A 25,728-nucleotide genomic window follows, 5' to 3' on the forward strand; every position below is an offset into this window, starting at 1 on the left:
ACCCGGTCAGGTTGCCAGGTGGCCCGAAGTGGCCACGTGGCCAGACCAGGCAACCGGCATCGTGAACAACGAGAGACCGCCGGCAACGTCACGGGGGTGAGACGCTCCGGTCGCACAAGTGGCCGGGATCGGGCGTGCGCCACGGCGCCGCGGTCAGGACAGCGGGCGGTAGAGGTCGGCCTGGAACCGGTAGGCGTCCCCGCGGTAGAGCGTGGTGCCGCACAGCACCGGCAGGTCGTCGGTGTCGTAGGCGACCTCGGAGCCGACCAGCACCGGCGCACCCACCGGCAGGTCGAGCAGCCGGGCCGGCTCCGGTTCGACCGCGTGTGCCTGGACCGTGTAGGAGCTGCGGGCCACCGCCACCCCGCACAGCGTGTGCAGCGCCTCGTACAGCGACCGGTCGGTCAGGTCCGCCTCGGCAAGCGCGCCGGCCCGGTCACCGGCGAGGACCGTGGTGTCCAGGCAGACGGGTGCGCCGTCGAGGCCGCGCAGCCGACGGATCTGCAGCACCGTCGCCGACTCGGCCAGCCCCAGCCGCCGCGCCTCCTCGGGCGTGGCCGGACGCGCCTCGGTGCCCAGCACCCGCGACGTCGGGCGCAGACCGCGCGCCCTGGCCATCTCGGTGAAGCTCTGCAGGACGCTCGGCGGTTCGCCGACCATCCGCCGGGGGACGAACCAGCCGCGCTGCGCGGAGCGTTCGAGCTGTCCCTCGCCGGCGAGGCGGGCGAGGGCCTGCCGCAGAGTCATCCGGCTGACGCCGACCTGGGCTGCAAGGTCACGTTCGCCGGGCAGCCGGGTCCCTTCTGGGTACACACCGCGGCGCAGCGCGTCGGCGAGTTGGGCGTACGCCAGTGCCACCGCGCTGCCGACGGCGGTGTCGGGATCGGCGGTGTCGGTCTCGGCGGTCGCGCCCGCGGCGGTGTCGACGGCTGGGCGGTCGTTCGTCCTCATCGGCCACTCGCTCAGGTGGCCAGGAACGCCGGTGGCGGCGCGGTAACCCGCAGCCGTTCGTACACGGCGGGTACGAGCTCGACGCCTGCGTCGGCGAGCGCGTCGAGCACCGCGCCGGACACCGGGGGCAGAATGGCGAGACGCGGGTGGGCCACCGGGAAGACCCGGCCCAGCGCCTCCAGCAGCGCGGCCGTCACCGGTGAACCCGCCGCACACAGCACCGGTCCGGCGAGGACGACCGGCACGCCGCGCCCACCGTCCGCACCGTCAGCGTCGACGGCGAAGCCGACCCGCCGGGCGGTGACCCGGGCGTAGTCGGCCAGGTGCCGACCCTGGTCACGGACCAGCGCCGCGGCCACCTCGTCCCCGCCGACGGCCGCCGCGACCACCTCCCGCGCGGCCGCGGCCTGCCGGGCCCAGCCGTGCCCGGTCTCCCGGCCCGTGAACGAGTGCAGGAGCGCCTCGACGTCGGTGGCGCCGAAGAACGCCAGCAGCCGTGAGGTCAGCGCCGTCGCCGGGCCGAGGTCGAGTTCGGCGCGGTAGACCGCTCGCAGCGCGCTCCCCACCAGACCGGAGGCGCCGTGCGCGTCCTGGATCCAGAAGCTCATGCTCCACTCCGTACCCGTCGGCCCGCGCCCGGCCACCGCCGAGCCGGTACCCGCGATCACGGCCACGCCGGCACCGACAGGATCGAGGCCACCGCCCGCGCCGTCGGCACCGTCCAATGCCCCGCACCGGATGGCGGCGAACCCGTCGTTGAGAACCGACGGTGCCAGCAGGCCGGGCAGTCGCCGGGCGAGAGCGTCCATCCAGTACGCGTGGTCCTCCGGCCAGTCCACCCCGGCCAGCCGGAACGCCGACGCACGGACGTCGTCCTCCCGGGTGCCGGCTGCTGTCAATGCGTCCTTGACAGCAGCGACCACCGCGTCCACGGCGGCCGCCGCCGACTCCGCGCCGTAGATGTCGCCGTTGCCGGACCGGCCGTACCCGACGACGCGACCGTCCGCGTCGCACACCAGCGCGACCGTCTTGCTGTTCCCGGCGTCCACGCCGAGGTGCAGTGGCTCCATCTACGGAAGCAGCCGCTCGGGCAGGTGGGCCGCGTGGGCGTGGGCCATCTCGGCGTACAACTCCTCGGCCACCGGCAGCGAGGGAACCAGCGGGTGCGCGGCCAGCGCACGGACCCCGGCGTTCCGGTCGCCTTCCCAGCCGGCCTTGGCGGCCAGCACCTGGTGCTCGGCCAGGGCCTGGACCAGCCCGCGGACCGCGTGCGGCAGCGGCTGTTGCGGAAGGGCCCGGAAACCTTTCGCGTCCACGTGGGTCGGCACCTCCACCACGACGTCCTCGTCGAAGCCGGGCAGCACGCCGCCGGTGTTGGGCAGGTTGACCGGGAGCACCTCGCCGGTGTCGTTGTAGAAGGCGTTCATCGCGTCGATGGCGAGTTCGAGCTCGTGGATGCCGCCGCGCGAACGCGCCGGGTCGAGCTCGGGCGTCTCCGACGTGGCCTGCTCGGTGTAGTGCTGCCAGTAGCCCGGCACCTCCGCCACGATGTCCTCCGCGCGGGTGGTCGGCTTGCCCTGCAGGTGCCGCAGCACCTCGTCGCGGAAGTAGTAGTTGAGGAAGTAGTACGACGGCACCGACTCCATCGTGACCGCGAGCCGCAGCAGCCGCCTGGTGTCCGCGCTCACGCTCGGATCGTCGCGGCGCGCCTCGTAGGCGTCGCGCAGCAGCGGGATCAGGTCCTTGCCCTCGTAGGTGTGCTCGGTGCTCCAGCAGTTGTGGTTGATGCCCGACATCGTGGTCCTGACGAGGTCGGGGTCCAGGCCCGCTCCCTCGGCGACGATGCGCGGGAAGATGATCGGGCCCTCGCACAGCGAAACGATCGGGATGTCGGTGTAGCTCGTCATCGCCTGCGCGACGATGTTGACCGGGTTGGTGTAGTTGAAGATCCTGGCGTTCGGGGCCACAGCGGCGAGGTCGTCGGCGACGGCCTTCATCACCGCGATCGACCGCAGCGCCATGAAGAAGCCCCCGGGTCCCTGCGTCTCCTGGCCGATCACGCCGTGCTTGAGGGGGATGCGCTCGTCGAGGGCGCGAGCCTCGAAGCCGCCGGGCCGGAAGCTGGAGAGTACGGCGTCGCAGTCGCGCAGGCCCTCGCGCCGGTCAGTGGTGGCGGTGATGGTGAGGTCGAGCCCGGCGTTGCGTGCCATCCGCTCCGCCAGCTTCTTGATCAGGGCCAGCCGGTCGGCGTCCAGGTCGATGAGGACGACCTCGGACCCGTCGAACTCCGCGCCGTGGTGCACGAACGACGCCATCGTCCCGGCGGCGCGTGTCGAGCCGCCACCGAGGTAGGCAAGTTTGATCCGGGCCATCAGTGGTCCTCCGAGCTCTTTGGCTGTCAGGGTCTCGTGTGCGGGCGGGGTGTTCGTGGTGTCAAGGTGTGCTTGGCGGCGAGTCGTGCACGGATGTCAACCCGAGGTTGCGGGATTGCCATGGCGCCGGTCCGCGCGGCTGATCAGCGGATGCGTGGGGTCACCGCGGCCGAGCCCGACGGCGGCAGCCTGGTCGACGTAGAGACCGGGACGGGCACACTCGCTGACGATCGTCGCCGGCCACGCCGGGTCGTAGTGGTCGGCGGCGGCCACCTGGGCGGCGGCCCGCGCCTTGTCCGCGCCGTGCACCACCATGACCGCCCGGCGGGCCTGCTTGCGAATGGTGGCCACGCCGACACCGACGCCGTGGGTCGGCACCCGGTCGAGGATGCGCAGATGCGGGAACGTCACCAGGTTGTCCTGCCGAGTGCTCCGAGCGAGGGGCACGATCCGGGTCTGCGCGTCTGCGGGAGTTCCAGGCGGGTTGAACGCCACGTGCCCGTCGGAGGCGCCGGAGGCGAGGACGAACAGGTCGATGCCACCGGCGGCGGCGAGTTGCCGGTCGTACGCGGCGGGGTCGGCCGGGTCGGGCACCCACAGGTGCTCCTCCTGCACGCCCCGGCCCGGGCCGGCGGCGGCGGACAGCGGGGCCGCGATCAGGTCCCGGCCGAAGCCACGGCAACTGTGGGCGAGGTGGTCGGCGACACACACGAACGAGCCGGGCGCGGGGCCGGCCTCGACGTACTCGTCCATCATCACGATCACCAGGCCGGACAGGTCCATCCGCCGGATGCGCACCTGGTCGGCGAGCGCCGCGTAGGTCGTCATCGGGCTGCGACCGCCGGGGCAGCCGAGGAGATAGCGCCGGCCGCGGGAGTTCGCCGCCTCGATGCCGTCGGCGATCTCGGCCGCGAGTGCCCGGCCGAGTGTGTCGGCGTCGGTGAACAGCGTCGGCCGGATCCGCACGACCCACCACCCCTCTCGGCTTCTCACGCCTCGGCTTCTCGTACCGCCAGGTTGCGCCTGCCGCTCGGACCCTATTTGGTCCAACTGGTCTATTCAAGTCGAGCCGGGTGAGAAGGGGCGCTTCGGTCACCAGTGGATCCGGTGATTACCGGCAACGGGAACGCCCACGGACACTGGAGAGGTGCGGCTGATCCTGAACCTCGTCTGGCTGATCTTCGGCGGACTGTGGCTGGCTCTCGGGTACGCCGTCGTCGGAGTCGTGCTGTGCATCCTGATCATCACCATCCCGTTCGGTATCGCGGCGTTCCGGATGGCGAACTACACGCTCTGGCCCTTCGGCCGCACACTCGTGGACAAGCCGGACGCGGGAGCCGGATCGCTGATCGGCAACGTGCTCTGGCTGATCCTCGCCGGCTGGTGGCTGGCGCTCGCCCACATCGTCGCCGGCGTCACGCAGTGCCTCACCATCATCGGGATTCCGCTCGGGCTGGCGAACTTCAAGTTGGTCCCGATCTCGCTCTTCCCGATGGGCAAGCAGATCGTGGACGTCGACGACCCGATGGCGTTCACCAAGCGCTGAGGCCGGTGATGCGGGTACTGCCGGTACTTGCCGGTACTTGGTGGGGGTACGGATGACCTCTACGCGCCGTCGGACCCGGCTGGTAGCTTCCGGCACCACACCTCCAGCGACCAGACCCCCCGGAGTTCCTTTGCCCACTCGCGTCCGCACGTTCTCCATCGACTGCAACGACCCGTACACACTCGCCCAGTTCTGGAGCAAGCTCCTCGACGCCCCGCTCGGCGAGGACGACTTCCCCGGCGACCCCGAGGTCCTGGTGCAGCTGCCCGAGGGGCCGCCGCTGCTGTTCCTTCAGGTGCCCGAGCCGAAGACGGTGAAGAACCGCATGCACATGTGCCTCGAGCCGCAAACCACCCGCGACGTCGAGGTCGAACGCGTCCTCGAGCTCGGCGGCACCATCTTCGACGACCGGCGCAACCCCGACGGCACCGGCTGGGTGGTCTTCACCGACCCCGAGGGCAACGAGTTCTGCGTTCTGCGCAGCCAGGCCGAGCGCGCGGCGACCTCCTGACCGAGGTGCTTTGCGCAGTCCACACGCCGGAACACCACCACCAGGACCCGCAGCACCAGGACCCGCAGCACCAGGACCCGTCCTGTGAGTCCTGATTTCAGTCGGTGGCCGCGTGTGAGCAGGTGACCGACAGGATCAGCCCTGGGCCATGTCGACGAAGCGGGAGTAGTGGCCCTGGAAGGCGACGGTGATGTTGGCGGTGGGGCCGTTGCGGTGCTTGGCGACGATGAAGTCGGCCTCGCCGGGACGGGACGACTCGCGTTCGTAGGCGTCCTCGCGGTGCAGCAGGATCACCATGTCCGCGTCCTGCTCGATGCTGTTGTGGACCGCGACCCCGTCCGCCACGAAGTTGTGCGTGCCCAGCACCGTCGCGTCGTAGACCTCCTGCTCACCGAGGCTCTCGACGGACACCACGGTGTCCCACAGCACGTCGTTGGTGGCGAGGACGTCCAGGTCGGCGCAGTCCAGCACCGAGGCGACCTTGGCAAGCCGGGTACGGCTCGGTGCGTGCTTCCACATCGTGGAGCCGGAGAAGCTGGGGCCCATCGCCGCCGCGAACTGGCGGTGGCTCACCTTCCGCTCGGCGAGCACCTCGCGGACCCGGTCCCACACGTCCTTGGGCACGGTGTCGACATTCGGGTTGGCGGTGACGGCGCGAAGTGCGGGCAGCACCTCGGCGGCAACCGCACCACGTGCGCCATGCACCCCGACGTCCTCGACGAACCGGAGCTGGTTCTCCGCACCCACCACATGTACGTGGTAGGAGTCCCGGTACCCCTCCTTGCGGACGGTCCTGATCCGGGTGAACACGTTGAACCGCAACAACAGCCGGGCAACGTCGTCCGCCAACCGGCGGCTGGTCGTCGCGTAGTAGATCCGCACCTGACCGGCGGCGTCCCGGTGCACGCACCCGTCGGTCGACCACAGGTGCCGCAGGAACAGCCCGATCTGCCGCTTCGGCAGCGAGTACACACCGGCCGGCACGAACTTCTCGTGCGAGCCGTCGCCGAGCAGGTGGGCGAGCGTGGCGACCTCGTCGTCGCCCCGCGGGGTGATCTGCAGCGGCGGCGGGACGTGGCGCGCGACGGCGAGGCGGGCACCCGAAGCGATCTCACGAAGCGCCTTCCAGCCGTCGTAGGTGAGGAAGGGGTGGTTGCCCGTGGCCTTGATCTCCCGGCCCGACGCGAGACGGAGCCGGAACACCTCCTTCACCCCGCTGGAGAAGACGTGGGTCATCGTGCGCGGCACCAGCTTCAGGCGCTCGTCCAGGGACCAGACCGGCACGTCACGAGCACCGGAGGCCAGCAACTCCCCCAGCGCCACCTCCTGCCCGGTGTCCGCCCGCAGCACCCGGGTGTCAGCGGTGAGGCAGCCGGACTCGCGAAGGTCGGAGAGCATCGGGCGCTTGTCGGTGCGCTGCTCGGGACCACGGTTGAGCTGGGACAGCGCGACGACCGGGACGCCGAGCTCCTTGGCCAGCAGCTTGAGGTTTCGGGAGAACTCCGCGACCTCCACCTGCCGGCTCTCCACCCGCTTGCCGGACGTCATCAGCTGGATGTAGTCGAGGACGATCAGCCGCAGGTCGTTGCGCTGGCGCAGCCGCCGGCACTTGGCCCGGATCTCCATCAGCGTCATGTTGGGCGAGTCGTCGATGAAGAGCGGGGCGCCGGAGACCTCGCCCATCCGCCGCGCCATCCGCGCCCAGTCGTCGTCGGTCATGCTGCCCTGCCGCATGTGGTGCAGCGGGACCCGCGCCTCCGCCGACAGCAGCCGCATGGTGATCTCGGTACGGCTCATCTCCAACGAGAAGATCACCGACGCCAGGCCGTGCTTGACCGACGCCGCCCGGGCGAAGTCGAGAGCCAGCGCGCTCTTGCCCACACCGGGGCGGGCGGCCACGACGATCAGCTGGCCGGGGTGCAGCCCGTTGGTCAGCGCGTCCAGGTCGGTGAAGCCGGTGGGGACGCCGACCATCTGGCCGCCGCGGGAGCCGATCGCCTCGATCTCGTCGAGGGCGGACTCCATGATCTCGCCGAGGACGGCGTAGTCCTCGCTGCTGCGCTTGTCGGTGACGCTGTAGATCTCCGCCTGCGCCCGGTCGACCACGTCGTCGACGTCACCGTCGCCGGCGTACCCGATCTGGGTGATCTTGGTGCCCGCCTCGACCAGCCGGCGCAGGATCGCCTTCTCCCGCACGATCACCGCGTAGTAGCCGGCGTTGGCCGCCGACGGCACCGACGCGATCAGGGTGTGGAGGTAAGGAGCGCCGCCGATGCGGGCCAGCTCGCCCTTGCGCTGCAACTCCGCCGCCACGGTCACCGCGTCGGCGGGCTCACCCCGGCCGTAGAGGTCGAGCACCGCCTCGTAGACGGTCTCGTGCGCGGGACGGTAGAAGTCGGGACCGCGGATCTCCTCCACCACATCGGCGATGGCGTCCTTGGACAGCAGCATGCTGCCCAGAACGCACTGCTCCGCGGCGATGTCCTGCGGCGGCATCCGGTCGGGGGCACCCTCGACCGCGCGCGGGACAGGGAACTCACTGACACTCACTGCCGCACTACCTCCGACGCTCCACCCGTGACGAACACCTGTGCGACAGTTCTAGCGGCGACCACCGACAACGCCGACAAGCGGCGCGAACGGACAGGGTTCGACGTGAGAGGCGACCGTACGCCGTGCAGGGCGGTGAACGGCAACTCTGTCGTACACAGGGGCTGTGGGTAGCCGGGGGATTGCCTGGGGATTCACTGTGCACAGCCTGGGGATTTCTCTGTGGAGAAAATCTCGGGCGACCGGCGATCAGGCGGTTCGCCTGCGCGTTCGGCATCCCCACGCTGTGGACACGACGTGTGTCCGGAGAAAGTGCCCGGCAATTGCTTGCCCGGGCGTGTCGTCCACACCGGGCGTGCCGCGGCCGCGGCGGTCGGGAACGCGGTCCGCCCGGGGCCGACGACGGACCACGCTCGCGCCGACCGCATCATAGGGAGGGCCACCCCCACCCGAGCCCGCCCGATTCGCGACTCCTGCCCCGGCTCCACCCGGACCCCGTCCGGGACCGAGCCGTGGCGTCTTTCGGAGGTACCCCGCCCGTGTCCCTCACCCGGCTCCGTAGCCCGTACGACCGGGACATCCTCCGCCTGGCGATTCCGGCGTTCGGCGCCCTGATCGCCGAACCCGTCTACCTGCTGGCCGACTCCGCGATCGTCGGCCACCTGGGCACCCCTCAGCTCGCCGCCCTCGGCCTGGCCGGAACCGCACTGCAGACGCTGGTCGGCGTGTTCGTCTTCCTCGCCTACGCCACCACCGCCTCCGTCGCCCGTCACCTGGGCGCGGGGGACCGCCGGTCGGCGCTGGCGTACGGGATCGACGGGCTGTGGCTGGCGCTCGGTCTCGGGGTGCTGCTCGCGTTGGTCGGCACCCTGGCGGCACCGGCCGTGGTCGGCGCGTTCGGGCCCTCGCCGCAGGTGCACGAGTTCGCCGTCACCTACCTGCGGGTGGCCGTGCTCGGGATGCCCGCGCTGCTGCTGACGTTCGCCGGGACGGGCGTGCTGCGCGGCCTGCAGGACACACGTACGCCGCTGTGGACAGCGGGCGCGTCGTACGTCGGCAACGTCGTGCTCAACCTGCTCTTCGTCTACGGGCTGCACCTGGGGATCGCCGGCTCGGCGTGTGGCACGGTGCTCGCCCAGACCGCCGGGGCGGTGGCGCTGGTCGTCGTGGTGGTCCGGGCCGCCCGCCGGCACGGCGCCCCGCTGCGGCCGGACCTGCCCGGCATCCGGGCGAGCGCGCACGCCGGCGTACCCCTGATCATCCGCACGCTGACGCTGCGGGCCGCGCTGCTGGTCACCGCGTACGTCGCCACGTCGTTCGGTGACGTGCCGCTGGCCGCCCACCAGGTGGCGTTCACGCTGTGGAACACCCTCGCCATCGCCCTGGACGCGATCGCGATCGCCGGGCAGGCCATCGTCGGGCGGTACCTCGGCGGGTCGGACGTGGCAGGCACCCGGGCGGCGACCCGCCGGATGGTGGAGTGGGGCATCGGCGCGGGCGTGGTGTTCGGTGCGGTGGTGGTGCTGGCGCGACCGGTGTACGTGCCGTTGTTCAGCGCCGACCCGGCCGTCCAGGCGCTGCTCGCGCAGGCGATCCTCGTGTTCGCCTGCTTCGAACCGGTCGCGGGGATCGTGTTCGTCCTGGACGGCGTGCTCATCGGCGCGGGCGACGGGAAGTACCTCGCCTACGCCGGCCTGGTGACGCTGGTGGCGTTCCTGCCGCTCGCGGTGCTGGTGTACGCCACCCACGGAGGTCTGCTCGCGCTGTGGTGGGCCTTCGGCGGGTTCATGGTGGCCCGGCTGGCGACCCTCGCGGTGCGGGCCCGCAGCGACGCCTGGCTGGTGACCGGCGCGGGCGCCGCCCGCCGCTGACTGCACCCACCGGCAACACACGGTCGGCAGAACGCCGGAGGGGCGGCCCCGGGATTCCGGGACCGCCCCTCCGGGCAGTTGCTGCGTCGAGCTCAGGTGCTCAGGTGCTCACGGCGCCCTGAGCGCTCAGGCCGAGACGACCTCGATCGAGAGCTTGGCACTCAGCTCCTGGTGCAGGCGAACCGACACCTGGTGCGAACCGAGCGTCTTGATCGGCTGGCCGATCTCGATCCGCCGCTTGTCGATGTCGGGGCCGCCGGCCTCCTTGACCGCCGCCACGATGTCGGCGACGGTGACCGAGCCGAACAGCCGGCCGCTGTCGCCGGACCGCGCCGGCAGCTTCACCGACAGGCCCTCGAGCTGGCCCTTGATCTGCTCGGCGTGGCCGAGGTCGCGGATCTCCCGGACCTCGCGCGCCTTGCGGATCGAGGCGACCTGCTTCTCGCCGCCCTTGGTCCAGCGCATGCCGAGACCGCGCGGGATGAGGAAGTTACGGCCGTAGCCGTCCTTGACCTCGACGATGTCGCCCGGGGTGCCCAGACCGGACACTTCCTGGGTGAGGATGAGCTTCATAGCGTGTCAACCTCCTCGTCAGCGCGCGGTGCTGGTGTAGGGCAGCAGGGCGACCTCGCGCGAGTTCTTGATGGCAACCGCGACGTCCCGCTGGTGCTGGGTGCAGTTGCCGGTCACCCGGCGGGCACGAATCTTGCCGCGGTCGGAAATGAACTTCCGCAGCAGAGTCGTGTCCTTGTAGTCGACGTAGGAGATCTTCTCCTTGCAGAACACGCAAACCTTCTTCTTGGGCTTGCGTACTGGTGCCTTGGCCATCGTGGTGCTCCTCCAGGAAGCCCCGCTTCACGCGGGAATGGTCGCGGATGGGGATCGAACGGGATGACGTCGGTTGGTCAGAACGGGGGCTCGTCCTGGGATCCGCCGGACTGCTGTCCGCCCCAGGGGTCGTTTCCGCCGGACTGCTGGCCGCCGCCCTGTCGGGCGCCGCCACCGCCGCCACCTTGCTGCGTCTGCCACGGGTCGTCGCCACCGAAGCCGCCCTGTGCACGGCTGGTCCTGGTGACCTTGGCAGTCGCGTTACGGAGGCTGGGTCCCACCTCGTCGACCTCGACCTCGAAGACCGTCCGCCGCTCACCCTCGCGGGTCTCGTACGAACGGGACTTCAACCGGCCCTGGACGACGACCCGCATGCCGCGCTGCAGCGACTCGGCGACGTTCTCCGCCGCCTGCCGCCACACGTTGCAGGTCAGGAACAGCGTCTCGCCGTCCTTCCACTCGTTGCTCTGCCGGTCGAAGGTGCGAGGGGTGGACGCGAGACGGAAGTTGGCCACTGCCGCCCCGGAGGGGGTGAAACGCAACTCGGGGTCGTCGACGAGGTTGCCGACGAGTGTGATGACTGTGTCGCCTGCCATGAACGCCTCCCGTGAATCAGCGGGTGTCGGGGCGGATGACCTTAGTCCGCAGCACCGACTCGTTCAGGGTCAGCTGACGATCCAGCTCGAGGACGGTCGCGGGCTCGGCGGTCAGGTCGATCACCGAGTAGATGCCCTCGGACTTCTTGTTGATGTCGTACGCCAACCGGCGACGGCCCCAGATGTCGACCTTCTCCACGGTCCCGCCGTTCTGACGAACGAGGGAGAGGTACTGGTCGAGGGACGGGCCTACGGTGCGTTCCTCAAGATCGGCATCGAGGATCACCATGACTTCGTAACGACGCATGCGGAACTCCACCTCCTCTGGACTCGGGCGGTCACGGTCTTTCCGTGACAGGAGGGCTTGCGTCAGGTCCGGGTGCCTTCCGCCATGGGGCGGGTCTTCCCAGCGGACCAGCGACTTAGGTTACCAGGCCGAGGTCGGCGTACAGCGCGGCCAGGGTCGCGGGCTGCCGGACCGCCTGGACGTCATCGTCGGCCATGCCGTTCCAGTACACCGCCGCGGCCAGTCCGCAGGCGGGGTCGGCCAGGCCGACGCACCAGTTTCGCCCGCCATGTCCGTATGTGTCCGGTGACGCGTGCGGACCGTAGCCGTGCCCGGCGTAGGAGGAGCGGAGCAGGAAGCCGAGCCCGCGGTCGACGGTGGCGTGGACGTACTCGTCGTACACGCCGGCGACCTGGGGGCGGGTCATCTCCGCGACGGCCCCGGGCGAGCACAGCCGCCCGGCGAGGAACGCCGCGTAGAACCGCCCGAGCTCGCGGATCGGGCCGTGGCACCCGCCGGTGGGGCGTTCCCAGGTGACCCAGTCCCGGGTGCCCGAGCGCGGGAAGCCGTCGATCACCGCGAGGTCGTCCCACCGCGCGTCGTACTCCTCGTCCGGCATGCCGATCCACGCCTCCTCGACCCCGGCCGGACCGAACACCTCCGTACGCACGAAGTCACCGAACCGCCGGCCGGACAGCCGGGCGACAAGGGCGGCGACGATCCACATGGCGACCGAGTTGTAGGCGCTGCGCTGCCCGGGGCGCCAGCCCGGGGCGAGCGGTGAGGCGCAGATGTCGGCCACCATCCGCTCCGGCGGCTCCACCCCGGTGAGCGTGCTGGTGAGGCCGGCGGTGTGGGTGAGCAGGCGGCGCACGGTGACCTCGTTCTTGCCCGGGAAGTCGCCGGTCGCGGTGAACTCCGGCAGGTGCTTGTGCACCGGGTCGTCGAGGCCGAGCAGACCTGTGTCGACCAGCCTCATCAGGGCCACGCAGGTCACCGGCTTGGTCGCCGAGGCCCACTCCACGATCGTGGAGGTCCGCATGGGTACGCCGGGGCGGGCCTCGCCGAGGGCGCGGTCGACAACCGTCCGGCCGTCCACCGCGGCGTACACCTGGGCGCCGGTGTGCCGGCCGGCCTCGATGCCGTCGCGGAGTTCGCGGAGAGTGCGGGGCGCCGCGTTCGTCGGGACAGAGTTCATCGGGCCTGCGGTCGTCGGGCCTGCGTTCATCGAGCCTGCCTTTCCGTACGGCGCTGTGGCGGGGCGTCGCGGGCTGTGTCGGTGGTCCCTCGTAGGGTGCCGTGCATGACCAGCCTGCCGCTCGGAGCGCACGTCGACCAGGAGGACCCGATCGCCGAGGCGCGGGCCCGTTCGGCCGACATCGCGCAGTTCTTCCTCGGTGATCCTCAGGGGTGGAAGGGCCCGAAGTTCGCCTACGAGGGTGGCGCCGAGGCGCTGGTGGCCGCCGCGAACGACGCCGGGGTGGGCCTCTACGTCCACGCGCCGTACGTCATCAACGTCGCCACCACCAACAACCGCATCCGCATCCCGTCCCGCAAACTGCTCCAGCAGACGGTGACCGCGGCGGCCGAGATCGGTGCGCGCGGGGTGATCGTGCACGGCGGGCACGTCTCCAAGAGCGACGACCCCGAGGTCGGCTTCGACAACTGGCGCAAGTGCATCGAGCGGATGGACATGCCGTGCCCGGTGCTGATCGAGAACACCGCCGGCGGCGACAACGCGATGGCCCGCCACCTGGACCGGATCGAGCGGCTGTGGGCGGCGGTCACCGACGCCGAGGGCGGGGACACCGTCGGGTTCTGCCTGGACACCTGCCACTTCCACGCGGGTGGTGAGGAGCTGACCACCGTCGTCGACCGGGTGAAGGCGATCACCGGACGGATCGACCTGGTGCACGCCAACGATTCCCAGGACGCCTTCGACTCCGGGCGCGACCGGCACGCCAACTTCGGCTCCGGCAAGATCGCCGGCGACGACCTGCTGGCCGTGGTCCGGGCGGCGGGGGCGCCGGTGATCGTGGAGACCCCCGGCGGGGCCGACGGCCAGGGCGCCGACATCGACTGGCTGCGTCGGCACCTGGACGGTCGGTGACGGCTCCGGCCGGGCCCGGATTCCGGCTTACCGGGAAGCCGGGCCGCCCGGGCGCGCGGGTGCCGCAGGACCGGTAGCCTCGCCTGCGTGGTCCTGCGCGTACGAACTCTCACCCCTGCCGAGCACCTGGCCTTCCTGGAGTCCCGGGAGTCGGCCAGCTTCCTCCAGACCCCTGCCTGGGGTGAGGTGAAGCGCGAGTGGCGAGCGGAGTCGGTCGGCTGGGTCGACGCCGGCGACGACGGTGAGAAGGTCATCGGCGCGGGCCTGGTGCTCTACCGCCGGCTGCCCCGGATGCGGCGTTCGCTCGCCTACCTCCCCGAGGGCCCGGTGATCGACTGGACCGACGCCGACCTCGGCCGGTGGCTGACGCCGCTGACCGAGCACGTGAGCGCGCAGGGCGCCTTCGGGATCCGGATGGGCCCGCCGGTGATCGCCCGCCGCTGGTCCGCGGCCACCGTCAAGGCCGCCCTGGCGGAGGAGAGTTCGGGTCCGCGCACCCTCGGGGACGTCACACCCGACAGCAGCGACCACACCGCGCTCGCCGTGGCCGACCAACTGCGGTCCCTGGGCTGGCGTCCGCCGGCCGAGAACGCCTCCGGCTTCGCCGCGGGCCAGCCCCGCTACGTCTTCCAGCTGCCACTGGAGGACCGCGACGAGAAGACCGTCCTGTCCGGGATGAACCAGCTGTGGCGGCGCAACATCAAGAAGGCCGCCAAGGCAGGTGTCGAGGTCAGCCGGGGGTCGGCCGACGACCTGCCCGCCTTCCACCAGCTGTACGTCGAAACCGCCCGGCGCGACCACTTCACCCCGCGTCCGCTGGCCTACTTCGTCACCATGTTCCGCGCCCTCAACGCCGAGCACCCCGACCGCGCCAAGCTCTACCTCGCCCACCACGAGGGCGAGCTGGCCGCGGCCACGATCGGTGTCCAGGTGGGCACCCACGCGTGGTACTCCTACGGCGCGTCGTCCACGGCCAAGCGCGACGTCCGCCCGTCGAACGCGCTGCAGTGGGAGATGATCCGGGACGCCCTGTCCTCCGGTGCCCGGGTCTACGACCTGCGCGGCATCACCGACACCATGGACGAGTCCGACTCCCACTTCGGGCTGCTGCAGTTCAAGCTCGGCACAGGCGGGGAGGCCGCGGAGTACCTCGGCGAGTGGGACCTGCCGATCTCCCGGCTGCTGTACACCGCGTTCGACCTCTACATGCGCCGACGGGGGTAGCCCGCAGATGTCGCTGACGCTGCACGTCGACACGGCCCGCTGGCGGGGCCACCTGGACTCCGTCTCCGCGGCGTACCCACGGCTGGTCCCGGTCGTGAAGGGCACCGGCTACGGCTTCGGGCACGCGCTGCTGGCTACCGAGGCGACCCGGATGGGCGTCGAGATGCTGGCCGTCGGGACGTACGAGGAGCTGGCCGCGGTCCGCGACGAGTTCGCCGGCGACCTGCTGGTGCTGACCCCGATCCGGCCCTTCGACGAGGTGCCGGACGACCCGCGGGTGATCTCCACGGTGAGCCGGGTAGCCGACCTGCGGTCCCTGGCCGACGGCCCCGGACGTCCGCGGGTGGTCGTCGAGCTGTTCACCTCGATGCGCCGGCACGGTGTGCCCGCCGACGAGCTGGCCGACGTGGTGAAACTGCTGGAGGGTGTGCGCTGCGAGGGGTTCGCGCTGCACCTGCCGCTGCCCTCGGCCGGGCGGCACGGGCCGGAGGTCACCACCTGGATCGAACGGCTGAACGACGCCGGTGTGGCGTACGACCGGCTGTTCGTCTCCCACCTGACGGCCGAGGAGCTCAGCACTCTCGCCGCCGCCCACCCCGGCCTGGAGATCCGGTCCCGGATCGGCACCCGGCTGTGGCTGGCCGACCGCGAGGCCTACGCCGCGCGGGCGCACGTGCTCGACGTGCATCCGGTCAGCAAGGGCGACCGCTTCGGCTACCGCCGCCGCCGCGTGCCCGGCGCCGGGCACCTCGTCGTCGCCAGCGGCGGCACCGCGCACGGCATCGCGCTGGAGGCGCCGAGTCACGTCGCCGACCTGCGCACCCGTGCCCGGGTGCTGACCGCCAGCGGGCTGGAGGCGACCGGCCGGGCGCTGTCGCCGTACACCGTGGCCGGGAAGCGGCGGTGGTTCGCCGAGCCGCCGCACATGCAGGTGAGCGTGCTCTTCCTGCCGCACTCGATCCGCCCGCCGGAGGTCGGCACCGAGCTGCCGGTCAACGTCGGGATGGCGATCACGAAGTTCGACCGGGTCGTTCTCGACTGATCCGGCCGAGCGGGCCGGTACGGGTGAGCGCCGGTTCGTGCGAGCGGGCCGAATGCGGCCGGGCGGGCCGATCGGCGGGACCGTACCCCGCTCATGGCCTAGACTGCCCGCGTGATCGGGACCCAGCAGCGATATCGGCGCTGACGCGCGCCGTCCCCGGGCCGCCCTCAGGGTGCGCCCTTCGCTGCTGACCTCGAAGGATCCCGACCCGTGTCTGCCACCATGGGCGGCTCTGCCGCCAACCCGCCTGCCGCCGACCACGCTGCCCTGCTCGACGACCTCGCCCGCACCACCGACGAGGTGGTGAGCCGGCCCGAGCTCGAGGCCCTGCTCGAATCCGGCCGCCCGCTGCGGATCAAGTACGGCGTCGACTGCACCGCGCCGTTCCTTCATCTCGGCCACGCGGTCAACCTGTGGATGATGCGCCGCCTGCAGGACGCCGGCCACACCGTGGTCTTCCTGCTGGGCGACGTGACCACCCAGGTCGGCGACCCGACCGGTCGCACGGAGACCCGGCCGGTCCTGCCCCGGGCCGCGATCGAGGCGAACGCCGCGGCGTTCCTGGAGCAGGCCGGCACGGTGCTGCGGACCGAGCCGGAGGTGTTCGAGGTACGCCGCAACTCCGAGTGGTACGACACCCTCACCACGCGGGACTGGCTGACTCTGCTGGCCCACGTCACCCACGGCCAGCTGATGGCCCGGGACATGTTCCGCCGCCGGGTGGCCGAGGGCCGCGACATCGCGATGCACGAGCTGGTCTACCCCGTCCTGCAGGGGTACGACTCGTGGGCGATGCGCTCCGACCTCACCATCGTGGGCAGCGACCAGCTCTTCAACGAGATGCTCGGCCGGCACTACCAGCAGCGGCTGGGCGCGAAGCCGCAGGTGGTGATCACCACGAGGATCACGCCGGGTATCGACGGGCGCGCCAAGCAGTCCAAGAGCCTCGGCAACTACGTCGCGCTGACCGACCCGCCGCGGGAGAAGTTCGGCAAGCTGATGAGCATTCCGGACGCCCTCGTGCCCGGCTACCTCGAGGTCTACACGACCGTGCCGACGGCCGTGGTCGAGGAGGCCCGGCGAGCGATGGAACGCGGCGGCCGGGAGGTCCGGGACGCCAAGCTCGGACTGGCCGAGGCGGTCGTCGCGCGCTACCACGGGGCCGAACAGGCCGCCGCCGAGCGGGAGTGGTTCCGCTCGACGTTCTCCGCCCGGCGCGAACCCACCGAAGTGCCGGTGCTGTCCGCCGCTCCCACCGGGACGGGCGGGCTCACCGTCTGGGACCTCGTCTGTCTGGCCCAGCCGGACCTGAGCCGCAGCGCCGCCCGGCGACTGGTGGACCAGGGCGGGGTACGCCTGGCCGACCGGGTGCTGGCCGACGCCGACGAACTGCTGCCCGCCGGCGCCGGGGAGGGCGCGCTGCTCCGGATCGGCCGGCGGCGGTGGTTCCGGCTCACCTGGGAGGCGGGGCCGTCCTGACCAGCCGGGGTTCGGCTCTGCCCGGCCAGGTCAGCCGGACCAGCGACCGGTGAGGTAGGCGGCCGCCCAGATTCCGAACAACGGCACCGCGAGGATGACGTACGCCCGCCACACCCATGGCCGCCGGACCGCCAGCGCACCGAGGCCGATCCACAGCGGGAACCACAGCAGCGTGGCGCGGGGAACGGAGAAGAACCAGTACGACGTCGCGAACGCGGCCACCTGCACGCCCACCCAGGTTGCCTCGCCCCACCGGCGCAGCGTCAGCAGGACGACCGTGACCACCAGGCCGACCAGCATCGCCACCAGTTCGGCCCGGAACATCCACTCGAAGTTGGCTCGCAGCGCGTCGCTCACGTCGCCGAACGCGGTGTGCCCGGTCGCGGCGTTCCAGGTGTTGAAGAACGCGGTCCAGGGCAGGGTGAAGCCTCGATACCACTCATCGGACTGGGCGTGGTACCACCGCAGCCAGTCGCCGGTGTTCACCTTCAGATAGGCCATGTAGCCGAGCACGGGGGCCATCGGCAGCGCCAGCCACAGCCCCTCGAGCCATCCCTTCCGGCGGCCGGAGGTGAGGAACTCCACGGCCAGCGCGACGACCAGGAAGATGCCCGACACCCGGACCGTGCACGCGCCGGCGGCGAGCACGGCGGCGAGCCACCAGTTGCCCCGGCGGGCGGACAGCCACGCGGGGATCGCCAGGGCGAGGAACAACGCCTCGGTGTACGGCGCGGCGAGGAAGATCGCGGGCGGCGCCAGCATCCACATCGCGGCGGCGTAGCGGCCCGCGCCCGGTCCCCACTCGCGGTCGGCGAGCCGGGCCAGCGCGACGGCGGCGACGCCCCCGGCGACGAACGACACCAGCAGGCCGCCCACAACCGTGGGGATCCCGACCAGGACGCCGAGCCGCAGCACCATCGGGAAGCCGGGGAAGAACGCCTCGATCGGCGTGCTCCAGCCGGGCGCGAAGTAGCCGAACGTCGCGATCCGGTCGAAGTGCCAGAAGTCCCATTGCTTCCAGGAGTCCCAGAAGCTCGGGATCTTGCCGGTGCCGTGGAACAGCCACGGCCCGGTCACCGCGACCAGCAGGATGCCGAGCCGGGTGACCGCCCACCAGGCCAGCACCTGCACGTCGCCGGGCGTCGGGCGAAGCCGTTCGGGCAGCCACCGGAGCCGGGAGGACCCCTGCGGCCCCCGTGCGTCCGAGGCCGTCGAGGTCGAGGAGCCGGAGGGTGTCGTCGGCGCAGGCCCCGGCGGAGTGGAACGCGCTCCTGCCGGCTCGGCCACCGGTTCGGCCGGCGGTTGGGGACGGCCCGGCTGCCCCGGCTCGCGCTGCCGCGCCGGCCGGTCCGTCTCGCGCTCGTCCGGATCCTGAGCCGGTGCCGGGGTGCCGCCCATCGGCGTCAGCGGCTCGGAGACGTCGTCGTCCGCGTCACCCCCCGAGGCGTCCAGTTCGTCCGACCACCACGGACGCGGCCGGTCGGCACGACGCCGCTCATCCTCGTCAACGCCGTCCTTCGGGCCGTCGTTCACCCCGTCGTCAGGGCCCTCGTACCGGCCGCCCTCACCGGCGGCCCGGTACGCCGGAGTGGTGGTGTCGAGCGATCGCTCCGGCGTACCCCGCTCCGGCATGGTCCACTGGGGTGAGTTCCAGTCGCGGGTGTCCCACGGCGGCGCGGAGGCCTCCACGTCGGAGGCGCCGTACCAGCCGGTGTCCGTCACGGGCTCGGGCGGGACGTCTTCCCGGCGACGACGGCCGTGCGCCGGCGCACCCGGCCGGGGCGTCCGGTCGTCCACCGGCTCGTCAGGGCGCGACGCCAGCGTCTCCCGCCAGTCCGGTCCGCCGTCGGCGCGCCGGCGCGCAGGCCGGCTCGGAAAGGGTTCCCCGGGCCAGGAACGCTCGCCCCACAGATCGGGCCCGGCACGGCCGCCGGAGCCGCCGGAGCCGGCAGGACCACCGAGGCCGGGGGCTCCCCCTGCGCCACGCCCGCCGCCACGCCCGCCGTCACCGCGACCGGGTCCGTCCGGCGGTTCCTCGGTCCACCTGCGTCGGTTGCTCACCGTGCCACACCCTCTTCCTGCAGGGCCCGTTCGATCGGCTCGGGACTTCGGAAGCGCCCTCTCCGCCACGCGGCGTCGGCCGCCCCGTCGAAGGGCCCGCCGGTCGGGTCGTCCACCAGGTCCCCGGCGCGTACGACGTCGGCGGAGGGCCGCAGGATGTCGCGGACCACCAGCACGCACAGGTAGCCGGTCGTCGCCATCCGGACCACCACGGCGAGCCAGTAGAGCCGCTCCGCACCGCCGCCCGCGAGGCTGCCGGACAGGTGCAGCCAGATGGCCAGCCAGTAGAGGAGCTCACCGGCCTGCCAGATCGCCCAGTCCCGCCACCGCGGCCGGGCCAGTGCCACGAGGGGCAGCAGCCAGAGGACGTACTGCGGGGAGTAGACCTTGTTCACCAGCAGGAACGCCGCGACGGTCAGGAACGCGAGCTGCGCCAGCCGGGGCCGTCTGGGTGCGAACAGCCCCAGCGCCGCCACGCCGGCACAGGCCAGGCCGAACAACCCGAGGGAGACCGTGTTGACCGCCCTGACCGGGTGCCCGGCCAGCCCGAGGGCGTACCAGATCGACCCGAAGTCGCCCATCCGGGCGGTGTTGAACGACCAGAACACCGCCCAACTGCTCTCCGCGAGCAGCAGCACCGGCAGGTTGACGACCAACCACGCGGCCAGCGCGGACAGCGCCGTCGTCGCCCACAGCCGCATCCGGCCGGTGCGCAGCGCCAGCACCAGCAGCGGTCCCAGCACCAGCAGCGGGTAGAACTTCGTCGCCACGCCGAGCCCGATCAGGACCCCGGCGAGGTACGGACGCGACCGCGACCAGGCCAGCAGCGCACAGGTGGTGAGGGCGACAGCGGCGAGGTCCCAGTTGATGGTGCCGGCCAGCGCGAGCACCGGCGCCGCGGCGAAGAAGAGCACGTCGTACGGCCGGCGAAGGCACATGCGGGCGAGCGCCCACACGGTCACCAGCGCGCAGGCGAACAGGAACACGACGGTGAGGTCGAAGTACAGCACGCTGTCGCGCACCGCGTCCCCGGACCCGAACGCCTGTGTCAGCCAGGCGGTCACCTGCATCACCGCGCCGGTGAGGACGGGGTACTCCAGCGGCGGGTAGTTGCCGGTGTCGAGGTAGGCGAGGTTGCCCTGGGCGAAGCCGCGCTCGCGGTAGAGGTACGGCACGTCGGTGTAGCAGAGATGGCTGAAGGCGTACCCGGACTCACGCGGCCAGCCCACGCCGTGACAGGGCACCTTCTGCAGAACACCGAGGACGAACATCCCCGTCGTCACCGCGAACGCCACCGCCAGCGGTGTCCACCGGGAGCTACTCACGCGCGCGTGCACACCGACCGGTCCGCCGAGCCAGGTGGTCGCAAGGCGGGCCAGGGGATCCTCCCGGGAGGGACTCCTGCTCACCCGCGCCTCCGTCCGGTCCGGCGTCACGTCGGAGCCCATCGTGCCCTATCGCGCTGACGGGGTGGGTACCCTCCCGGCGCCACGCCGAACGACCTGCCCCGCACCAACGGTCGGGACGGCCCGTCGGCTCCGATCCGTGGCAGCAGTCTCCGTCCCGAGCCGAGGATCACGGGAACGGCCGGTGGGGTCCCTTGGTCCTGGTCGGGCTGGGCGAGGAGGTGGGCGTCGGGATGGGCAGGGTGTTGGTCGGCTTGGGCCTCGGACCCGGCGGCTTCCGGGTGAAGGTGGGGGTCGGTGTGGGAGTGTCCGTCGGAGTTGGAGTCGGAGTCGCCGTTGGCGTCGGTGTGGGAGTCGGCGTGGGCGTGAACGTCGGCTTGGGCCGCCGGGTGAACGTCGGCTTGGGGTTGACGACCTTCCCGAGGTTGGCCGGCGGCGGGAACTGGCGTACCGGCTGACCTGCCAGCGCCTCCTTCATGAACTGCGCCCAGATGCGCGCCGGGTAGCCGCCGCCGAAGAACGTGTTCATCCCGCCCACGTTGTCCAGCGACTCCTTCTTCCCGTCGCCGTTCGCGTCCTTGTAGAACGCCACCGACGCGGCCAGCTGCGGGGTGTAGCCCACGAACCACGCCGTCTGGTCCTCGTGCGTGCCGGTTTTGCCCGCGGCGGGGCGGCCGAGGTTCTGCGCCGCCTCCTCCGCGCTGCCGTGCTTCACCACGTCCTGCAGCGCGTAGTCGAGGTCGCGGACCACCGGCTTGGAGAACTCCCGCTTGTCCTGCACCTTCGTCTCGTGCAGGACGTTGCCGCCCGGTGCGGTGACCTTCTCCACCAGGTGCCACGGTGCGCGCCTGCCCTCGGCCGCGAACGTCGCGTAGGAGTTGGCCATGTCCATCGGGGACACCGACGCGAAGCCGAGGGCGATCTTCGCGTGCTTGTCCAGGCCGGGTGAGTTTTCCGGTACGCCTGCGCGCACGGCCGCGTCGTAGACGGCGTCCGGGCCGATGCGGTTGACGGTCAGGTCGACGTAGGCGGTGTTGATCGAGTCCCGGGTGGCCTGCATCAGGTCGACGTAGCGGCCGTAGTCGCGGTTGAACTCGTTGCGCACCTCGTCGCCGTTGTCGAGTTCGAACGGCGAGTTGCCGGCGAACCGGCTGCGCAGCGACACCCGGTCCTCCAGCGCGGCCGCCAGCGCGAACGACTTGAACGTCGAGCCGGGCTGCAGCTTGGCCTGGGTGGCGTCGTTGAACTGGCGCTTGATGTAGTCCTTCCCGCCGTACATCGCGACGACCTCGCCGGTGCCCGGGCGCACGGCGGCGCCGCCGGCGTACACGCCCTTGGCGTTCTTGGTCGGGAAGTTCTTCGCGAACGCGTCCTGCATGGCGCGCTGGGCCTTGGCGTCGACGGTCGTGGTGACCTGCAGGCCGCCGGTCTCGATCTGCGCCTCGCTGTAGCCGAGCCTGACCAGCTCCTTGCGCACCTGGCTGACGAGGTAGCCGCCCGGTCCGCCGTTGTTGGTGGTCTTGCTGAGCCGTTTGATCTTCGGCAGCGGCTCCTGCGCGACCTGGGCGGCGGACAGGTGCCCGAGCTTGGCCATCCCGCCGAGCACGTAGTGGTAGCGAGCCTCCAGGCGCGGCCGGTTGGTCGGGTCAACCGCCGGGTCGTAGATGGACGGCGCCCGGAGCAGGGACGCCAGCACCGCCGACTCCTGGGGCGTGAGCTCCTGGACGTGCTTGCCGAAGTACGCCTGTGAGGCGGTCTCGATGCCCCACGCTCCGCGCCCGAAGTAGCTGGTGTTGAGGTAGTTCTGCAGGATCTCCTGCTTGGACAGCTGCCGCTGGACCTTCAAGGTGATGAAGAGTTCCTTCACCTTGCGGGTCCAGGTCTGCTCCTGGCTCAGGTAGTAGTTCTTGACGTACTGCTGGGTGATCGTGGAGCCGCCCTGGACGTTCTGTCCGCGCGCGGTGTTCCACGCGGCGCGGACGATGCCGGTCGGCGACACGCCGCGGTCGGTCCAGAAGCTGCGGTTCTCCGCGGCGACCACCGCGTCCTGGGTGTTCTTGGGCACCTGGTCCAGCGGCACCGAGATGCGGTTCTGGGCGTGGTAGGAGCCCAGGACGTTCCTGCCGTCGCGGTAGTAGATGGTCGTCGTGTTGGAGTCCAGCATCGCGTTCGGGTCCGGGATGGACGTCCGCGCGTAGCCGATCACGAACGCCGCGATGCCCAGGATGGCGATCCCGAGGAACGCGAACAGGCACCCGAACAGGAAACGCCGCAGACGTCTCCGGGGTCGCCTGCGGGAGCGGTGACCCGCGCGAGGTCCCCGACCCTCGCGGGAGTCGCCGTAGACGTCCACGGAGGTGTGGTCGTCGGCGTACCTGTCTACGTGTCTGCGTGTCACGGTGGCGTTCCAGGGGGTTGCCCGACAGCGGATTGGCGCTGCCGAGGGTACGGCAGATGCCTGGGCTAGGAGTACTCGTCCTCCACCGTGCGCTGCCGGCGCGGCGGGCGTCGTGGCACACCGTCACCGAGGACGTACGAGAGCGTGAGGTGATTCCACGAACAGCCCTGGCAGACCTCGATGACGTAGACGCGGAACTCCCCGTGCTCGCGGGCCATCCTCTCCAGCTCCGGCGTCTGCCGGATCCGGCCGGAGTACTGACCGAGCTCGTCACCGAAGACGTAGGTGACGTGGGTCAGTTTCTCCTTCCGGCAGATCGGGCAGGGCCGGTCGGTTGGTTCCCCGTGAAACTTCGCCGCCCGCAGGAGGTAGGGGTCGGCGTCGCACACGTCGTCCATCACGGTCGCGCGGCCACCGCGTAGCGCCCGCAGCGTCGCCTTGCGCTGCAGGCTGTAATCGACCACGGACCGTTGGGACCACATGTCAACGAGAGTACGGCCTTCGGCTGGAGCGTCGAGTCCCACGGCGCGGGTGCGGCGATCAAACCTGCCGATCGGCCCGGCTGCGATCGGTCCCGGTGCGGTCACCCCTTGCGCTCGTACGCCGCCCGGCTCTATCGTCCGAACATCTCGATTCGATGTATCAAATAGATACATCGAAATGTCCGCAACTCCCTCGAAGCGAGACAGGCCGGACATCCCGACGCGGGATCCGGCCATCGGCCCGGAAAGGACGGTGAGCTGCATGGCACGCCGCGGTGGCGTACTCGAGCTCGCGGTCTTGGGCCTCCTGCACGAGGCCCCGATGCACGGGTACGAGCTGCGCAAGCGCCTCAACGCGAGATTCGGCTGGGGCCGGGCGTTGTCCTACGGTTCGCTCTACCCGTGTCTGAAGTCCCTACTCGCCCGGGACTGCGTCCGCGAGGACTCCTCGGCCGACGACGGCGACCAGACGTCCCCCGGCAGCGCTGCCCGGCGCCGGGCGCGGATCGTCTACCGCCTCACCCCCGCCGGTGAGCAGCGCCTCACCGAACTCCTCGCCGAGGGCGGCCCGTCCGCCTGGGACGACGACAACTTCGGCGTCCGCCTCGCGTTCTTCGCGCGGACCGACGCGGCCGTGCGGCTGCGCATCCTGGAGGGCCGCCGCCGGCGGCTGGAGGAGCGCCTGGACCGCACGCGCGCCCAACTTCACCGTACGCAGGAACGCCTCGACACCTACGCCGTCGAGCTCCAGCGGCACGGCGTGGAGTCCGTCGAGCGGGAGGTGCACTGGCTCAGCGACCTGATCGCCTCCGAGCGCGTGGGCCGCCCGGCGGACCAGCACCCAGAAGTCCACCACCCCGAAGAGATCACCAGAGCGCCACGCCCAAGGGCACTGACAGACCGAGGAGAGCGTCCATGAGCCCGCAGTCGATCCGGGTTGCCATCGTCGGCGTGGGAAACTGCGCGACGTCACTGATCCAGGGAGTCCACTACTACCGCGACGCCGACCCCACCCAGAAGGTGCCGGGGCTGATGCACGTGCGGTTCGGCGACTATCACGTGCGGGACGTGGAGTTCGTGGCCGCGTTCGACGTCGATGCCAAGAAGGTGGGCCTCGACCTCGCCGACGCCACCAGGGCCGGCGAGAACAACACGATCAGGATCTGTGACGTACCCCCGACCGGGATCACGGTGCAGCGCGGTCACACGCTGGACGGACTCGGGAAGTACTACCGGGAGACGATCAGCGAGTCCGAGCAAGAGCCGGTTGACATCGTTGCCGCGCTGCGCGAGGCCGAGGCCGACGTGCTGGTCTCCTACCTGCCGGTGGGTTCGGAGGCGGCGGACAAGTTCTACGCGCAATGCGCGATTGACGCCGGGGTCGCGTTCGTCAACGCCCTTCCGGTGTTCATCGCCACGGACCCGGAGTGGGCGGCGAAGTTCACCGAGGCGGGACTGCCGATCATCGGCGACGACATCAAGAGCCAGGTCGGCGCGACCATCACGCACCGCGTGCTGTCCAAGCTGTTCGAGGACCGCGGCGTCGTGGTGGAGCGCACGTACCAGCTCAACTTCGGCGGCAACATGGACTTCATGAACATGCTGGAGCGCGACCGGCTGGAGTCGAAGAAGATCTCGAAGACGCAGTCGGTCACGTCGCAGATCCCGCACCACCTGGAGAAGCGCAACGTGCACGTCGGCCCGAGCGACCACGTGCCCTGGCTGGACGACCGCAAGTGGGCGTACGTACGACTGGAGGGCCGGGCGTTCGGCGACGTTCCGCTCAGCCTGGAGTACAAGCTCGAGGTGTGGGACTCGCCCAACTCCGCCGGCATCATCATCGACGCGATCCGGGCGGCGAAGATCGCCAAGGACCGCGGCATCGGCGGGCCGATCCTGTCGGCGTCGTCGTACTTCATGAAGAGCCCGCCGGAGCAGTACTCCGACGACGTGGCGCGGGAACTGGTGGAGAAGTTCATCCGCGGAGAGGTCGAGCGCTGAGCGAGCGGCGTGGC

General features: G+C 71.1%; 23 protein-coding genes. 9 read left to right on the plus strand and 14 right to left on the minus strand.

The genetic code is table 11. The features are described 5' to 3' along the window. Nucleotides 1-153: 153 nt before the first annotated feature. The 4 genes from ABZV93_RS04950 to ABZV93_RS04965 all read right to left on the minus strand — a co-directional run bounded on the left by ABZV93_RS04950 (nt 154) and on the right by ABZV93_RS04965 (nt 4,316). Nucleotides 154-951 (minus strand): GntR family transcriptional regulator, encoded by a 798-nt coding sequence (locus tag ABZV93_RS04950; protein WP_354930501.1) that lies wholly within the window; start codon nt 949-951, stop codon nt 154-156. 11 nt (nt 952-962) lie between these two features. Next, complete coding sequence (locus ABZV93_RS04955) at nt 963-2,021, minus strand: BadF/BadG/BcrA/BcrD ATPase family protein (protein ID WP_354930504.1); 1,059 nt, start codon at nt 2,019-2,021, stop codon at nt 963-965. Next, nucleotides 2,022-3,323, minus strand: coding sequence for a glycoside hydrolase (locus ABZV93_RS04960; protein ID WP_354930507.1), 1,302 nt, complete (start codon nt 3,321-3,323; stop codon nt 2,022-2,024). 96 nt (nt 3,324-3,419) lie between these two features. Further along, nucleotides 3,420-4,316, minus strand: coding sequence for a 6-phosphogluconolactonase (locus ABZV93_RS04965; protein ID WP_354930509.1), 897 nt, complete (start codon nt 4,314-4,316; stop codon nt 3,420-3,422). Between the two features lie 154 nt (nt 4,317-4,470). Here ABZV93_RS04965 and ABZV93_RS04970 point away from each other — a divergent pair, with 154 nt between their 5' ends. Further along, on the plus strand, nt 4,471-4,869 hold the full coding sequence (locus ABZV93_RS04970; RefSeq protein ID WP_354930512.1) for a YccF domain-containing protein: 399 nt from the start codon (nt 4,471-4,473) through the stop codon (nt 4,867-4,869). A 130-nt stretch (nt 4,870-4,999) separates the two neighbouring features. Further along, complete coding sequence (locus ABZV93_RS04975; protein WP_354930515.1) at nt 5,000-5,380, plus strand: VOC family protein; 381 nt, start codon at nt 5,000-5,002, stop codon at nt 5,378-5,380. A 135-nt stretch (nt 5,381-5,515) separates the two neighbouring features. On the opposite strand, the gene ABZV93_RS04980 is transcribed toward ABZV93_RS04975, so the two are convergent. After that, a complete protein-coding gene (locus ABZV93_RS04980) occupies nt 5,516-7,876 on the minus strand; it encodes a replicative DNA helicase (RefSeq protein WP_354931358.1) in 2,361 nt (786 codons plus the stop codon). A gap of 593 nt (nt 7,877-8,469) precedes the next feature. Here ABZV93_RS04980 and ABZV93_RS04985 point away from each other — a divergent pair. Then, nucleotides 8,470-9,801, plus strand: coding sequence for an MATE family efflux transporter (locus ABZV93_RS04985; protein WP_354930518.1), 1,332 nt, complete (start codon nt 8,470-8,472; stop codon nt 9,799-9,801). A 126-nt stretch (nt 9,802-9,927) separates the two neighbouring features. Here the strand turns inward: ABZV93_RS04985 and rplI are convergent, their stop codons facing one another. The 5 genes from rplI to ABZV93_RS05010 form a co-directional block, all read right to left on the minus strand. After that, nucleotides 9,928-10,374 carry a 50S ribosomal protein L9 gene (gene rplI / locus ABZV93_RS04990; protein WP_354930521.1) on the minus strand — a complete coding sequence of 149 codons (447 nt, stop codon included), beginning with the start codon at nt 10,372-10,374 and terminating at the stop codon, nt 9,928-9,930. Nucleotides 10,375-10,392: 18 nt separating this feature from the next. After that, nucleotides 10,393-10,629, minus strand: coding sequence for a 30S ribosomal protein S18 (gene rpsR / locus ABZV93_RS04995; RefSeq protein ID WP_354930524.1), 237 nt, complete (start codon nt 10,627-10,629; stop codon nt 10,393-10,395). A gap of 77 nt (nt 10,630-10,706) precedes the next feature. Then, a complete protein-coding gene (locus ABZV93_RS05000) occupies nt 10,707-11,225 on the minus strand; it encodes a single-stranded DNA-binding protein (protein ID WP_354930527.1) in 519 nt (172 codons plus the stop codon). Nucleotides 11,226-11,241: 16 nt separating this feature from the next. Next, the gene (gene rpsF, locus ABZV93_RS05005) at nt 11,242-11,532 is read right to left on the minus strand and encodes a 30S ribosomal protein S6 (protein ID WP_179785585.1); all 291 of its coding nucleotides are present in this window, start codon (nt 11,530-11,532) and stop codon (nt 11,242-11,244) included. A 115-nt stretch (nt 11,533-11,647) separates the two neighbouring features. Next, nucleotides 11,648-12,709 carry a serine hydrolase domain-containing protein gene (locus ABZV93_RS05010; protein ID WP_354930531.1) on the minus strand — a complete coding sequence of 354 codons (1,062 nt, stop codon included), beginning with the start codon at nt 12,707-12,709 and terminating at the stop codon, nt 11,648-11,650. A gap of 105 nt (nt 12,710-12,814) precedes the next feature. Between ABZV93_RS05010 and ABZV93_RS05015 the strand changes: the two genes are divergently transcribed. From ABZV93_RS05015 to tyrS, 4 genes are all read left to right on the plus strand, one after another. Beyond that, nucleotides 12,815-13,621, plus strand: coding sequence for a deoxyribonuclease IV (locus ABZV93_RS05015; protein WP_354930535.1), 807 nt, complete (start codon nt 12,815-12,817; stop codon nt 13,619-13,621). A gap of 87 nt (nt 13,622-13,708) precedes the next feature. Next, nucleotides 13,709-14,845 carry a peptidoglycan bridge formation glycyltransferase FemA/FemB family protein gene (locus ABZV93_RS05020; protein WP_354930538.1) on the plus strand — a complete coding sequence of 379 codons (1,137 nt, stop codon included), beginning with the start codon at nt 13,709-13,711 and terminating at the stop codon, nt 14,843-14,845. Between the two features lie 7 nt (nt 14,846-14,852). Next, nucleotides 14,853-15,887 carry an alanine racemase gene (locus ABZV93_RS05025; RefSeq protein WP_354930541.1) on the plus strand — a complete coding sequence of 345 codons (1,035 nt, stop codon included), beginning with the start codon at nt 14,853-14,855 and terminating at the stop codon, nt 15,885-15,887. Nucleotides 15,888-16,097: 210 nt separating this feature from the next. Beyond that, nucleotides 16,098-17,366, plus strand: coding sequence for a tyrosine--tRNA ligase (tyrS, locus tag ABZV93_RS05030; protein ID WP_354930544.1), 1,269 nt, complete (start codon nt 16,098-16,100; stop codon nt 17,364-17,366). Nucleotides 17,367-17,396: 30 nt separating this feature from the next. Here tyrS and ABZV93_RS05035 read toward each other — a convergent pair whose 3' ends face one another. From ABZV93_RS05035 to ABZV93_RS05050, 4 genes are all read right to left on the minus strand, one after another. Next, nucleotides 17,397-19,088, minus strand: coding sequence for a mannosyltransferase family protein (locus ABZV93_RS05035; protein WP_354930547.1), 1,692 nt, complete (start codon nt 19,086-19,088; stop codon nt 17,397-17,399). Between the two features lie 335 nt (nt 19,089-19,423). Further along, entirely contained in the window at nt 19,424-20,836 is a 1,413-nt protein-coding gene (locus tag ABZV93_RS05040; protein WP_354930550.1) for a glycosyltransferase 87 family protein, read from the minus strand. Between the two features lie 166 nt (nt 20,837-21,002). Beyond that, nucleotides 21,003-23,231, minus strand: coding sequence for a transglycosylase domain-containing protein (locus ABZV93_RS05045; RefSeq protein ID WP_354930553.1), 2,229 nt, complete (start codon nt 23,229-23,231; stop codon nt 21,003-21,005). 65 nt (nt 23,232-23,296) lie between these two features. Next, entirely contained in the window at nt 23,297-23,713 is a 417-nt protein-coding gene (locus tag ABZV93_RS05050) for a DUF5318 family protein (protein WP_354930556.1), read from the minus strand. 262 nt (nt 23,714-23,975) lie between these two features. Here ABZV93_RS05050 and ABZV93_RS05055 point away from each other — a divergent pair, with 262 nt between their 5' ends. Both ABZV93_RS05055 and ABZV93_RS05060 read left to right on the plus strand, forming a co-directional pair. Beyond that, complete coding sequence (locus ABZV93_RS05055) at nt 23,976-24,632, plus strand: PadR family transcriptional regulator (RefSeq protein ID WP_354930558.1); 657 nt, start codon at nt 23,976-23,978, stop codon at nt 24,630-24,632. Then, nucleotides 24,629-25,714 (plus strand): inositol-3-phosphate synthase, encoded by a 1,086-nt coding sequence (locus ABZV93_RS05060; protein ID WP_354930561.1) that lies wholly within the window; start codon nt 24,629-24,631, stop codon nt 25,712-25,714. Before ABZV93_RS05055 ends, ABZV93_RS05060 begins: the two co-directional genes overlap by 4 nt. The last annotated feature ends 14 nt before the right edge of the window (nt 25,715-25,728 follow it).

Source organism: Actinopolymorpha sp. NPDC004070, assembly GCF_040610475.1.
Lineage (GTDB): Bacteria > Actinomycetota > Actinomycetes > Propionibacteriales > Actinopolymorphaceae > Actinopolymorpha.

Excerpts from the sequence above, each read along its gene's own strand:
- rplI (WP_354930521.1), bottom strand. The coding sequence starts at position 10,374 with ATGAAGCTCATCCTCACCCAGGAAGTGTCCGGTCTGGGCACCCCGGGC.
- ABZV93_RS05060 (WP_354930561.1), top strand. The coding sequence starts at position 24,629 with ATGAGCCCGCAGTCGATCCGGGTTGCCATCGTCGGCGTGGGAAACTGC.
- ABZV93_RS04960 (WP_354930507.1), bottom strand. The coding sequence starts at position 3,323 with ATGGCCCGGATCAAACTTGCCTACCTCGGTGGCGGCTCGACACGCGCC.
- ABZV93_RS04950 (WP_354930501.1), bottom strand. The coding sequence starts at position 951 with ATGAGGACGAACGACCGCCCAGCCGTCGACACCGCCGCGGGCGCGACC.
- ABZV93_RS05050 (WP_354930556.1), bottom strand. The coding sequence starts at position 23,713 with ATGTGGTCCCAACGGTCCGTGGTCGATTACAGCCTGCAGCGCAAGGCG.
- ABZV93_RS05055 (WP_354930558.1), top strand. The coding sequence starts at position 23,976 with ATGGCACGCCGCGGTGGCGTACTCGAGCTCGCGGTCTTGGGCCTCCTG.
- ABZV93_RS04955 (WP_354930504.1), bottom strand. The coding sequence starts at position 2,021 with ATGGAGCCACTGCACCTCGGCGTGGACGCCGGGAACAGCAAGACGGTC.
- ABZV93_RS04980 (WP_354931358.1), bottom strand. The coding sequence starts at position 7,876 with ATGCCGCCGCAGGACATCGCCGCGGAGCAGTGCGTTCTGGGCAGCATG.
- rpsR (WP_354930524.1), bottom strand. The coding sequence starts at position 10,629 with ATGGCCAAGGCACCAGTACGCAAGCCCAAGAAGAAGGTTTGCGTGTTC.
- ABZV93_RS05025 (WP_354930541.1), top strand. The coding sequence starts at position 14,853 with ATGTCGCTGACGCTGCACGTCGACACGGCCCGCTGGCGGGGCCACCTG.
- ABZV93_RS05000 (WP_354930527.1), bottom strand. The coding sequence starts at position 11,225 with ATGGCAGGCGACACAGTCATCACACTCGTCGGCAACCTCGTCGACGAC.
- rpsF (WP_179785585.1), bottom strand. The coding sequence starts at position 11,532 with ATGCGTCGTTACGAAGTCATGGTGATCCTCGATGCCGATCTTGAGGAA.
- ABZV93_RS05010 (WP_354930531.1), bottom strand. The coding sequence starts at position 12,709 with ATGAACTCTGTCCCGACGAACGCGGCGCCCCGCACTCTCCGCGAACTC.
- ABZV93_RS05015 (WP_354930535.1), top strand. The coding sequence starts at position 12,815 with ATGACCAGCCTGCCGCTCGGAGCGCACGTCGACCAGGAGGACCCGATC.